General features: G+C 68.2%; 10 protein-coding genes and 1 tRNA gene. All 11 read right to left on the bottom strand.

All coding sequences use genetic code 11. From position 1 onward, the window contains the following. On the bottom strand, positions 1-399 hold a 399-nt coding region (locus ACK59X_RS00815), incomplete at its 3' end, for a hypothetical protein (protein ID WP_409954555.1). A 69-nt stretch (positions 400-468) separates the two neighbouring features. Further along, positions 469-1,314 (bottom strand): C13 family peptidase, encoded by an 846-nt coding sequence (locus ACK59X_RS00810; RefSeq protein ID WP_409954554.1) that lies wholly within the window; start codon positions 1,312-1,314, stop codon positions 469-471. A gap of 248 nt (positions 1,315-1,562) precedes the next feature. Next, positions 1,563-3,608: a glucans biosynthesis glucosyltransferase MdoH gene (mdoH, locus tag ACK59X_RS00805; RefSeq protein ID WP_409954553.1), complete on the bottom strand. Its 2,046-nt coding sequence runs from the start codon at positions 3,606-3,608 to the stop codon at positions 1,563-1,565. Continuing rightward, positions 3,581-5,149 carry a glucan biosynthesis protein G gene (locus ACK59X_RS00800; protein ID WP_409954552.1) on the bottom strand — a complete coding sequence of 523 codons (1,569 nt, stop codon included), beginning with the start codon at positions 5,147-5,149 and terminating at the stop codon, positions 3,581-3,583. Before ACK59X_RS00800 ends, mdoH begins: the two co-directional genes overlap by 28 nt. 182 nt (positions 5,150-5,331) lie before the next feature. Further along, a complete protein-coding gene (locus ACK59X_RS00795) occupies positions 5,332-6,768 on the bottom strand; it encodes a sigma 54-interacting transcriptional regulator (RefSeq protein WP_409954551.1) in 1,437 nt (478 codons plus the stop codon). Between the two features lie 4 nt (positions 6,769-6,772). After that, complete coding sequence (locus tag ACK59X_RS00790) at positions 6,773-7,417, bottom strand: hypothetical protein (RefSeq protein ID WP_409954550.1); 645 nt, start codon at positions 7,415-7,417, stop codon at positions 6,773-6,775. After that, a complete protein-coding gene (locus ACK59X_RS00785) occupies positions 7,407-8,867 on the bottom strand; it encodes a sensor histidine kinase (RefSeq protein WP_409954549.1) in 1,461 nt (486 codons plus the stop codon). Before ACK59X_RS00785 ends, ACK59X_RS00790 begins: the two co-directional genes overlap by 11 nt. Positions 8,868-8,883: 16 nt before the next feature. Further along, positions 8,884-10,224 (bottom strand): tRNA (N6-isopentenyl adenosine(37)-C2)-methylthiotransferase MiaB, encoded by a 1,341-nt coding sequence (gene miaB / locus ACK59X_RS00780; protein ID WP_409954548.1) that lies wholly within the window; start codon positions 10,222-10,224, stop codon positions 8,884-8,886. Between the two features lie 101 nt (positions 10,225-10,325). Beyond that, positions 10,326-10,757, bottom strand: a complete 432-nt coding sequence (locus tag ACK59X_RS00775; protein WP_409954547.1) for a hypothetical protein — start codon at positions 10,755-10,757, stop codon at positions 10,326-10,328. A gap of 166 nt (positions 10,758-10,923) precedes the next feature. Beyond that, positions 10,924-11,000: transfer RNA gene (locus ACK59X_RS00770), tRNA-Met, on the bottom strand. A gap of 26 nt (positions 11,001-11,026) precedes the next feature. Further along, positions 11,027-11,806 (bottom strand): enoyl-CoA hydratase, encoded by a 780-nt coding sequence (locus ACK59X_RS00765; RefSeq protein WP_184857386.1) that lies wholly within the window; start codon positions 11,804-11,806, stop codon positions 11,027-11,029. Positions 11,807-11,906: the final 100 nt, after the last annotated feature.

The raw sequence follows: 11,906 nt of genomic DNA, 5'->3' as shown, positions 1-11,906 counted from the left end.
GGCCTGCTCGGGCAAGGCGCGCAAGGCCTGGGTGCGCGCGAAGCCCACGTGCACCTGCGCGTCGTGGCGCTCGGCGGCAGGCAGCTCGTCCACCAGGGCGCTGGCATGGGTGTCGATGGCCTGCAGGGCCTGCGCCGGCTGGCCGGCCTGCATCCACAGCGGGTGCACGCGGTGCAGCACGTCCAGCGAACCGGGCTGCAGAGGCTGCAGGCCCAGCATGTCGGCCAGGGCCTGCGTGCGCCGTGCATGGGCGGCCTCCTCGCTCTCGCCCTGGCCGTCTGCTCCGCTCTCATCTTCTTCACTGGCCTCGAACAGGGCCTCGGCTTCGTCCAGGTAGGCATCGAGCAAGGGGCCGGACAGCGGGGGGGGGTGCAGGGTCGGGGCGGTGGCAGTCAGCATGGTGGGGGCGAAAGAAGAGGGGGAAGGAGAAGGCCGGGCGGTACGCCCGGCATGCAGGCGTGCGGGTGTTTACTGCAGCCAGTCCTTGAGCGGCTGGCCGGCCCAGGCCTTGGCTTCGTCACCGACGAAGACCTGGGGCTTGGAGGCCGGCAGCTTGCGGCGCTTTTCCTGCGCGGCGATGGATTTCTGGGCTTCGCCCATCCAGTCGGTGACCGACAGCTTCTCGACCCCCTCCTGGCCGAACAGGGCTTCGGCGAACGGGGTGTTGTTGCCGGTGTACTGGCAGCGGAACGAGGTGCCGCGCACATCGGTCGCGGTCAGCACCACCCGGTTCGGCGCCTTCAGCGGCTCGATGAAGGCGCCGCTGTAGCAGGCGGACAGCACCACCAGCGTGGGCACCTTGGCCAGGGGGGCCAGGGCATCGCTGAGGATCCGCGGTGTGATGGGTTGCTGGTTCTTGCCGCCGGCGTTGATGTTGAGCAGGCCGGGGTTGGCGTGGGTGGAGATGAACAGCAGCACACGGTCGCGCGGGCGCGCCACCTCGGCCGTCTTGGCCATCACCAGCGCAAAGTTCTCGGCCGTGGCCTGGGGCCAGTCGGCGCTCTGGTCCTTGGCCGGGTTGGCCAGCTTGAGCATCAGAGCATTGGGGTCGATCCCGCTGACCAGCTTCTCGGCCAGCAGCACGTCGTTGCGGAAGGCCTTGGACTGTGAGTGCATCGCAAAGCCGGCAAAGATGATGCGGCCCGGCGGCTCGGCCGGAGGTGGCGGCTCAGGGGCGGCCTGGGGCGCGGGGGGCGGGGTCTCTGCCACCGGCGCAGGGGGGGCCGCGCAGCCCGCGGCGGCCAGGGCCAATGCGATGGCACTGGCGTGGAAGAAGCGCCGCGTGGCGGCGCCGGAATTCATGAGCGATGGCATGGACAAGAGTTCCACAGGAAAGCAGACAGGGATGAAACCGCAGCGCCAGGCGCGGCGGGTTTCCGAAGCGTGCGTATCCTACGGGAGCGCCATGGCGTGTCCACCGCCTTTTTGGGTGACTGACGGAAGCTCTGGTTCCGTTGTCATCCTTTCACTGAAAGCTTTGAATGCTCTCCAATTGGTAGCAAAAAACAAAAAGCCGGTGCATGCACCGGCTTCGTGTTTCTGTGGCTTTTTTCACAGTTTCATCATCCGGCGCGCAGCGCGGGCTGTGACAGGCGGCTGGCATGCAGCCAGGCGCGGCGCAGTACCGGGGGCGACCACGACTCCTCGGGGATCAGCAGCAGGCGCTGGGCGCGCAAGGTCTTGCCCAGGGCGATCTGGCTGGTCAGCACCGCCAGTGGAATGGCCAGTGCCAGTGGCAGGCCCACGGGCATGAGCCACAGCAGGGCGCTGCCGTCGACGAAGGCCACGCCCAGGGCCAGCAGTGCGATCACGGCCGTCATCGGGGCCAGCTGGCGCGTGGCCTGGCCCCAGGGGACGGCATTCGCTTCACGGGGCGGCGACTTCCACTGCAGCTCCAGGCCGGTGATGGCCAGCAGCACGAACAGCGAGTGGGCCAGCATGCGCACGGGCGCCTGCAGGATGGCCAGCACGCTTTCGGCCATGGCGCTCTTGACGAGGCTCCAGCCACCGCCGTACTGCGCCTGCTCCTTGCGCATGAACACGGCGGTCACACCCAGGATGCGCGGCAGGAACAGCATGGACACCGTCCAGCCCCACAGGCCCAGCAGTTCGGCCGGCAGGATGTGCCAGTTGGCCACCACCGGTGCGCCCGACAGCCACAGTGCCGTGCCCAGCGTCAGGAAGGCCAGCCACAGCGGGGCCGACAGGTAGGCCATGGCGCCGGTCACGAACATCGAGCGGTGCACCGCATGGATGCCGGGCTCGGCCATCAGGCGGGCGTTCTGCAGGTTGCCCTGGCACCAGCGGCGGTCGCGCTGCAGCTCGGCCAACAGGTCCGGCGGCTGCTGCTCGTAGCTGCCGACCAGGTCGGACACCAGCCACACGTGGTAGCCGGCGCGGCGCATCAGAGCGGCCTCGACGAAGTCGTGCGACATGATGCCGCCCGACATGCCGCCCTTGCCCGGGATGGGCGCCAGCGCGCAGTGCTGCATGAACGGCTCCATCCGGATGATGGCGTTGTGGCCCCAGTAGTGCGACTCGCCCAGCTGCCAGTACTGCATGCCCAGCGTGAACAGGCGGCCCGTGACGCGCGAGGCGAACTGCTGTGCGCGTGCGTGCAGCGTGACGTGGCCGATGGCCTGCGTCGCGGTCTGGATGATGCCGGCGCTGGGGTTGGCCTCCATCAGCTTGGCCATGGAGACGATGCAGTCGCCGCTCATCACGCTGTCGGCATCGAGCACCACCATGTAGCGGTAGTCCTTGCCCCAGCGGCGGCAGAAGTCGGCCACATTGCCGGCCTTGCGGTGGCTGCGGCGCGTGCGCAGGCGGTAGTACACCTGAACCTGGGGCTGCTGGGCATGCTCGGCCAGCGCGGTGCGCAGGTCTTCCCACGCGGCACGCTCGGCCTTGGCGATCTCGGGGTCGTAGCTGTCGGACAGCACGAACACGTCGAAGGTCGTGCCGTGGCCCGTGGCGGCCACCGACTCGCAGGTGGCACGCAGCCCTGCGAACACGGTGGCCACATCCTCGTTGCAGATCGGCATGATGATGGCCGTGCGCGCATCGGGCGCCAGCGTGTGCGAGGCCACGCTTTTCGCCGACAGCGCATGCCTGTCGCCGCGCACCATGACCCAGAAACCCATCATCCCGGTCATGAAGCCGGTGACGACCCAGGCCGAGAGCAGGGCGAACAGCGCCATCTGGCCATAGCCCAGCCAGGCGTTGTCGTAGTCGGGCTGCACGCCGGCGAACAGCGTGGTGGCCAGCGTGGTGGAGAGCACCGTCAGCAGCGCGAAGGTCCAGCGGCGGCGCTGGGCCGCGCCTTGCCAGGCCTCGGCCTGCGCGGGTGCCGCCGGGCCCTGGCCGCCCCGGCCGGTCAGGCGCGACAGCACGGCGGTGCCGATGCTGTTCCAGAAGCCGCGCCAGGGCAGCGGCGGCATGGAGCCGCGGTTGAGCGGCGGTGCCGTCACGGAGTTGGGGTGCCGCTCCTCGCGCAGCGGACTGCGGGGCTTGCGGCTGGCGCCATGCAGCGCCACCACGACGGCACCGTTGTCTTGGGAAGCCTGGGCTTCCGACAGGCTTACTCGGGAAGAATGATGTGCGTCCATGTTTCGCTCACAGCGTTGTTGTCGTGTTGAAGGAAGGCGCGCAGCTCGATCGGGCGATCGGTCTGCTGGCGCTGCACGCGCACGGTCATGCGCCACTGCCCGGTGGCAGGGTTGCGGTAGGCCGCGTTTTCGAGAATCTTTCCGTTGGCATCGGCCGTGACCACGGCCTTCACGGTGGCGTCGGCCGGCAGGGCCGCGAGGGCCGGGCCGTTGAAATCGACCACGTACTGCCCCTGGCGGCGCAGCACCTCGGCGCTCTGCTTGGTAAAGCCCATGCCGCGGCGCGACTGCGTGACCCAGCTGCCCGGTGGGCGCTGCTGCTCGTCACCCTGCCAGGCCAGCTCGTACGCAAACTCCATCGGCGTGCCGGGTGCAGGCAGCTTGGCGGGCACCCAGTAGGCGACGATGTTGTCGTGCGTTTCATCAGGCGTGTTGTTCTGCACCAACTCCACGCGGCCCGGGCCCCAGTCGTGCAGGGGACGCACCCAAGCGCTCGGGCGACGTTCGTAGCGGGCCTCCACGTCCTCATAGCTGGCCCACTGGCGGTCGCGCTGCATCAGGCCGAAGCCCTTGGGGTTGGTGGTGGCGAACGAGGTCACCAGCGTGCTGCCGGGATTCTGCAGTGGGCGCCACAGCCATTCGCCTTCACCGGTGGCGACCATCAGGCCGTCGGAGTCGTGCACCTCGGGGCGGAAGTCCTGCTTGCGCGGCTGGTTCTCGCCAAAGAAGAACATGCTGGTCAGCGGGGCCACGCCCAGCGTGCCGATGGGCTTGGCCGCATTGCCGCGCACGAAGACCCGGGCCCGCACGGTGGTCACTGTCTGTGCGCCGGGGCGGATGTCGAAGCGGTAAGCCCCGGTGGCACGCGGCGAATCGAGCAGCGCGAACACGGTGACCTGGGCGGCCTTGGCGTCGGGCTTCACGAGCCAGAAGTCGGTGAAGCGCGGGAACTCCTCCCCCGTGCCGCCCACGGTGTCGATGGCCATGCCGCGTGCCGAGAGGCCATACTGCTGGCCCGCGCCGAGCGCGCGGAAGTAGCTTGCGCCCTGGAACACGGCCAGCTCGTCCTTGTACTCGGGCGAATTGAGGTGGTTGTGTATGCGAAAGCCCGCAAAGCCCAGGTCGCCCCAGACCTGGGGCTGCACGGTGTTCTTGCCGTAGTCGAAGTCGGCGCGGCTGTAGGTGATGTCACGCGTGCCGGTGGCGGTGATCTCGTGGATGCGCACCGGCTGGGTCTGGTACAGGCCCAGATGGAAGAACATCGCCTCGAAGGGCAGCTTCTCGGCGCGCCACAGCGCGCGCTCGGGCTTGTAGCGGATATCGCGCACCTGGTCGTAGTCCAGTTTGGCGAGGTCGGCCGGCAGCTTGTCGCTGGCAGCAACAAAGGGCTTCTCGGCGCGCTCGCGCGCCAGCTTCGTCAGGCTCTCGAAGTCGAACGCCTGCGCTTGCGCCACGCCCGCCACCAGCGAGGCTGACAGCGCCAGCGCGGCAGCAGAACTGCGGCGCAGGGTGCGTGAAAGGGAAGGAAATTCAGCGTACATGCCAGCATATAGGGCAAACCCTGTGCCAGCTTGAAAAAACGCTTGTATATCAATGGCTTAGGCGCGATTCGGCCTGTAAGCAGATGTGCGGTGCAGCAAAACAGCCTGAAAACCCCGGTTTTTGTCGCCGGATGGCGACAAGGGATTGGCCGGCGGTGGCCAATTCCTTTGAAATCAACGACTTACTCCTGTCGCTCATCGGCGACGTCGTCGCCCAGCCCCTCGTCTGGACCTGCATCGCTCTTGAAGTGCCCGGGCGTCAGCGCGTGCTTTTGCAGCAGGCGGTAGAACTCCGTGCGGTTGCGCTGCGCAAGGCGTGCGGCGTCGGCCACGTTGCCGTCGGTCATCTTGAGCAGGCCCACCAGGTACTCGCGCTCGAAGCGCTGGCGTGCATCGGCAAAGCTCAGCACCTGGGCCGAGGGAATGCGCAGTGCACGCTGCACCAGGGTCAGTGGCACCAGCGGCGTGGTGGACAGCGCGCACACCTGCTCGACCACGTTGAACAGCTGGCGCACGTTGCCGGGCCAGGCGGCGGTGGTCAGGGCCTTGAGCGCCTCGGGTGCAAAGCCCGACAGGCGCTTGTCGTACTTGCGCGCCAGCCGGTCCAGGAAGTGGTTGGCCAGCAGGGGGATGTCCTCGCGCCGTTCGGCCAGCGTGGGCAGGGCCAGCGTCACCACGTTGAGCCGGTAGTACAGGTCCTCGCGGAACTGGGCCGTGGCCATGGCGGCCTCCAGGTCGCGGTGCGTGGCCGAGATGATGCGCACGTTGATGGGCGTGGACTGGCTCGACCCCACGGGGCGCACGGCCCGCTCCTGCAGCACGCGCAAGAGCTTGACCTGCAGGGCCGGCGGCATGTCGCCGATCTCGTCGAGCAGCAGGGTGCCGCCTTCGGCCGCCTGGAACAGGCCCTTGTGGTTGCTGGTCGCATCGGTGAACGCGCCCTTGACGTGGCCGAACAGCTCGGATTCGAGCAGCGCCTCGGGGATGGCCCCGCAGTTGACCGCCACGAAGGGCCGGGCGGCGCGCGGGCTGGCGCGGTGGATGGCCTGGGCCAGCAGCTCCTTGCCGGCGCCGCTGTCGCCCAGCAGCAGCACGCTGGCGTCCGACTGGGCGACCATGTAGGCCTCGGCCAGCAACTCGGTCATGCGGTTGGAGCGGCTCACGATCTCGGCGCGCCAGGCCTCGTTGGCATGGGCCTGGGCCACGACGGGGGCACTCAGCGCCAGGGCCTCACCGATCTTCTGGAGCAAGTCCTTGCCGTCGTAGGGCTTGGTCAGGTAGGTGAACACGCCGCGCGAGGTGGCCTCCACCGCATCCGGAATGGTGCCGTGTGCGGTCAGCAAAATCACGGGCAGCGAGGGGTGGCGCTCGCGCACCTCGTCGAACAGGGCCAGCCCGTCCTTGCCGGGCAGGCGCACGTCGCTGAGCACCAGCTGTGGCCGCGCCATCTCGAGCTGGGCCAGCGCGGCTTCGGCCGAGCCGACGGCAATCACCTCGTAGCCCGCGCCCTTCAGGCGCAGCGAGAGCAGGCGCAGCATGTCGGCGTCGTCATCGACCACCAGGATGCGCTGCTGTGCTGTGGCAGAAGCGCCGGAGGATGGTTTGTTCGAGGTGGGCATGGTTTCAGCGGGCCTCGCTGGCCGCCGGGGCCGGTGGCCGGGCGGTCATGCTGCGCTCGATGGCGCGCACCGCTTCCAGGCGCTCGTTGAGCTGGTCGGTGCGGCGCTGGGCGTCGCGCAACTGTTGTGCCTGGCGCTCCAGTTGTTCTTCCAGCCGACGCTGCTGCAGCAATCGGCCTTCCAGCAGTCGGGCCAGGGGGTGCAGGGGCTGGGCGGTCGCATCGCTGTTCCCCAGCAGGCGCTGCACCAGCGCCAGGGCGCGCGCCGTGTCCACGGGCTGGCGCGTCTGCGCCAGGGCCAGCGCCAGGTTCAACGGGTTGGCGGCCAGGGTGTCCTCGGCCTCGCCCAGGCGCGCGATCTCGCGCGTGAGCTCGGCCGGCGGCATGCGCTGCACGCGCTCGGCATAGGCCAGCGCCAGGCCCACCTGCGATACCTCGGGCGCGGGGGGCGCGGCCGGCGCAGCGGGCTGCGGTGCGGGCTCGGCGGGAGGGGCCGCTGGCAGCGGCGCGGGCACCACCACGGCCACCGGGGCGGGTGGCGAACGCGGCGGCGCGGGGCTGGTGCAGCCGGCCAGCAGCGCGGCCGGCGCCAGCACCAGCGTGCCGATCTGGCGCCAGGTTGCGCGGGTGGGTGACGTGCTAGGAGGCATGGGGCAATTCGATGCGAAAGAAGGAACGGTCGCCATCTTCCACCAGTTCCACCCGGCCCCCGTGGGCGCCGATGTATTCCTGGACGATGGACAGGCCCACCCCGGTGCCGCGCACGGCATCTTCGGGCTGGCGTGCACCGCGGTAGAAGGGCTCGAAGACATGGGCCCGGTCGGCTGGTGCCACGCCCGGGCCCTGGTCGGTGACGTCGATGCGCACCCGCCCCGGCACCCGGGACACGGCCAACCGCACCGTGCCCTGCTTGGGCGAGAAGCGGATGGCATTGGACAGCAGGTTGCCGATGGCCGAGGCGATCTTGTCGCCATCCAGGGCCAGCGACACCGGCGCTCCCTCCACCCGCACCTGCAGGCCACGGGCCTGCCACTGCAGGCGCTGGGATTCGACCTGGGCCTCCAGCAGCGCGATCAGGTCGGTGTCGCGGCGGTGCAGCTGCCGGGCCTCGAAGGCGGCGGCGTTGAAGCGCAGCAGCGCCTCGATCTCGTTTTGCAGCACCAGGGTGTTGTGGTGCAGGATCTGCGCGACTTCCTGCTGCCCGGGATTGAGTTCGCCGGTCACGCCGTCCTGCAGCAGGGCCACGCCTTCGCGCATGGAGGCCAGGGGCGTCTTCAATTCGTGCGACACATGGCGCAAAAAGCGCGCCTTGTCCGAGTCGAGTTCCAAAAGGCGCAGGCGCAGCCATTCGAGCTGCAGGCCCACGCGCCGAACGTCGGCCGGGCCGCTGATCTGGATGGGCTGCTCCAGGTCGTTCTCGCCCAGCAGGCGGATTGCGCCTTCGAGCCGCTTGAACGGGCGCGCCAGCCAGATGCCGAAGGACAGGGCCAGCACCAGCGCCAGCACGATCACGCCCACCACCTGGTGCGTGACCTCGCGGCGGCTGGCATCGACCTTGGCCTGCAGGGAGCTGTTGCGCCCGGCATTGAGTTCCTGCACGGCCTGCACGATGGCATTGTTCAGTGTGTCCAGTGCCACGAACTCCTCGGCCACGGCGCGCTCGTTCTCCAGCGACACGGCGGCCGGCGCCGCCATCAGCGATTGCACGGTGGCCAGGTGGGCGCGCCACTGCGCCACATGCTTGGCGGCCAGGCCGCCGTCCTGCAACTGCTGCAGGGTCTGCTGAGCCTCGCGCGCGATGTCGTCGAAGCCCTTGCGCAACTGCGCATCGCCCAGCACCAGCGACTGGCGCGCGGCCCGCTCCATGATCTGCCCGCGCTGGCCCAGGGCCTGGGCCGCGGCGCTAAGGCGTGTAGCCTGCACGGCGCCCTCGCGGCTTTGCACCATCAGCTGCTCCAGCGAATACAACGCGCCGAGCGAGCTGGCGCCCAGCAGCCCCGCGATCAGCAGGAAGGCCAGCAGCAGCAGTTGCTGGAACGACAGCCCGTGCAGCCGGTTCCTGCCAGGGGCGGCTGCGGGGGCTGTGCTGGTGTCTGCCATCAAGGCTGCCGTGGCCTCAGGCCGTGAGGGTTTCGTGGGTCACAACCTCGCCGCGCAGGGTGTAGGCCTTGGCCTCGGTGATGGCCACGTCCACCATCTGACCCACCAGGCGCGGCTGGCCCACGAAGTTGACCACGCGGTTGCACTCGGTGCGGCCCATGAGCTCGGTGGCGTCGCGCTTGGAGGCGCCTTCCACCAGGATGCGCTGCACCGTGCCCACGCGGCTTTCGCTGATGGACTTGATGTTGGCGTTGCTGACCGACTGCAGGTGCTGCAGGCGGCGCAGTTTCACGTCGTGCGGCGTGTCGTCGTGCAGGCCGGCGGCGGGCGTGCCGGGGCGCGGGCTGAATATGAAGCTGAAGCTGTTGTCGAAGTGGATGTCGTCGATCAGCTTCATCATCTTGTTGAAGTCGTCCTCGGTCTCGCCGGGGAAGCCGACGATGAAGTCGCTGCTCATGGCCAGGTCGGGGCGGATGGCGCGCAGCTTGCGCACCGTGCTCTTGTATTCCATGGCCGTGTAGCCGCGCTTCATGGCCATCAGGATGCGGTCGCTGCCGTGCTGCACTGGCAGGTGCAGGTGGTTGACCAGCTTGGGGATGCTGGCGTAGGCCGCGATCAGGCGCGGCGTGAACTCGTTGGGGTGGCTGGTGGTGTAGCGGATGCGCTCGATGCCCGGGATCTCGGCCACGTATTCGAGCAGCAGCGCGAAGTCGGCGATCTCGGCCGTGCCGCCCATCTTGCCCAGGTAGGCGTTTACGTTCTGGCCCAGCAGCGTGATCTCTTTCACGCCCTGGTCGGCCAGGCCTGCCACTTCGACAAGCACATCGTCGAAGGGGCGGCTCACTTCCTCGCCGCGGGTGTAAGGCACCACGCAGTAGCTGCAGTACTTGCTGCAGCCTTCCATGATGGAGACAAAGGCGCTCGCGCCCTCCACCCGTGCCGGGGGCAGGTGGTCGAACTTCTCGATCTCGGGGAAGCTGATGTCCACCTGTGGGCGGTCCAGCCGCTCGCGCTGGTTCAGCAATTCGGGCAGGCGGTGCAGGGTCTGGGGGCCGAACACCACGTCCACGTAGGGCGCGCGCTTGATGATCTCGGCGCCCTCCTGGCTGGCCACGCAGCCGCCCACGCCGATCTTCACGCCGCGCGCCTTCAGGTGCTTGAAGCGGCCCAGATCGCTGAACACCTTCTCCTGCGCCTTCTCGCGCACCGAGCAGGTGTTGAACAGGATCAGGTCGGCTTCTTCCGCGTTCTGCGTGGGCTCGTAGCCCTGGGCGGCATGGAGCACGTCGGCCATCTTGTCCGAGTCGTACTCGTTCATCTGGCAGCCGAAGGTTTTGATGAAGACTTTTTTGGCCATGGCAGTCAATCTCGTGTCCGAATGGGGATGCGGCGGCACGCGTGGGGCGTCCGCAGAGGTGGACGGGCGGGACGGCTGAGCGCGTCCCGCCACTACCGGGCTTATTTCTTGAGCGGATCCGACTCGGTGCGGAAGTTGAACTGGATGGTGTCCGAGCCCTTTCGGGCCTGGGCGGCCTCGCCCTCGGTCAGGATCCAGGCGGACAGCAGCATGCCCGTGCTGTTTTCGACCAGGTAGTTCACCTTGAAGGTCTGGCCCTGCACCGTGTGCAGCATGACCAGCGTGTTCTGTGGCGAGAACAGGCGCATGCCTGGCGCCATGCGGATGGGGTTGCCATTGAGGGTGGCCTGCGAACCGGCCAGCACGGTCAGGTTGCCGCGCAGCGAGGCGTCTGGGAAGTTGCGCATTTCACCCATGCCGCCGGGCACCTGTTGGGCCTGTGCCGGGGCGGCAGCGCACAGCAGGGCAGCCAGGCCGGCAATGGCCAGGGCTCGGCTGGTTTTGGAAGTCAGGGCAGGGGTGCAGCGTTTCATGGTGTGTATCCAGAGGCTGTAGGACAGGGTGGGGAGCACAATTTTACGGGCCGATGCATGGGCAAAGGCCTTTTGGAACAAGCGCTTACCGTGCACAGCGTGCATCGAAACAACGCCCGTGCCAAGAAAAAACCCGCTGTGCCTGGGCGCAGCGGGTTTTCGAGTTTGGTGGTGGTAGGTGGACTTGAACCACCGACATCAGCATTATGAATGCTGCGCTCTAACCAACTGAGCTATACCACCGCAAGACTGAAATTATAGAACAAAAATCATTGGTGTGTAAAGTTCGCTGCGCGCTTGTTCACGAAGGCGTCCATGCCTTCCTTCTGGTCCTGGGTGGAGAACAGGGCGTGGAACAGGCGGCGCTCGAACATCACGCCGTCCGACAGGCTGCCTTCGAAGGCGCGGTTCACCGATTCCTTGGCGGCCATCACGGCGATCTGTGAGAAGCCCGCGATGATGAGGGCCGCGCCCAGGGCCTCCTCGGCCAGCTTGTCGTAGGGCACGACGCGGCTCACCAGGCCGGCGCGCTCGGCCTCTGTGGCGTCCATCATGCGGCCCGTGAGGGCCATGTCCATGGCCTTGGACTTGCCCACGGCACGCGGCAGGCGCTGCGTGCCGCCGGCGCCGGGGATCACGCCGAGTTTGATCTCGGGCTGGCCGAACTTGGCGTTGTCGGCCGCGATGATGAAGTCGCACATCATCGCCAGCTCGCAGCCGCCGCCCAGGGCGAAGCCGCTCACGGCGGCGATCACGGGCTTGCGGATGGCGCGGATGGTCTCCCAGTTGCGCGTGATGTAGTCGCCCTTGTAGGTGTCGGCGAAGCTGTACTTGGCCATGGCGCCGATGTCGGCGCCAGCGGCAAAGGCGCGTTCGCTGCCGGTCACGATGATGCAGCCGATCTTCTCGTCGGCGTCGAAGGCCTTGAGTGCTTCGCCCAGCTCGTTCATCAGCTGGTCGTTGAGGGCATTGAGCTGCTTGGGGCGGTTCAGCGTGACGATGCCGACCTTCTCGGCTTCGGTGCGCACTTCGATGGTTTCGTAGGCCATGGGCTCCAATCTCCTGGGTTTTTGTCTCGGTGGACGCCGCACCCGAAGCGCCGGGGCTGGGGCCGGCGGCGCGCCGCGCCGCGGGCCGCGGCCCGGGGGG

The sequence above is a fragment of the Acidovorax sp. genome, assembly GCF_046339755.1.
Taxonomy (GTDB): domain Bacteria; phylum Pseudomonadota; class Gammaproteobacteria; order Burkholderiales; family Burkholderiaceae_C; genus Acidovorax.
The sequence above is the reverse complement of the archived record's forward strand: the minus strand, read 5'-3'. Positions and strand labels throughout refer to the sequence as shown.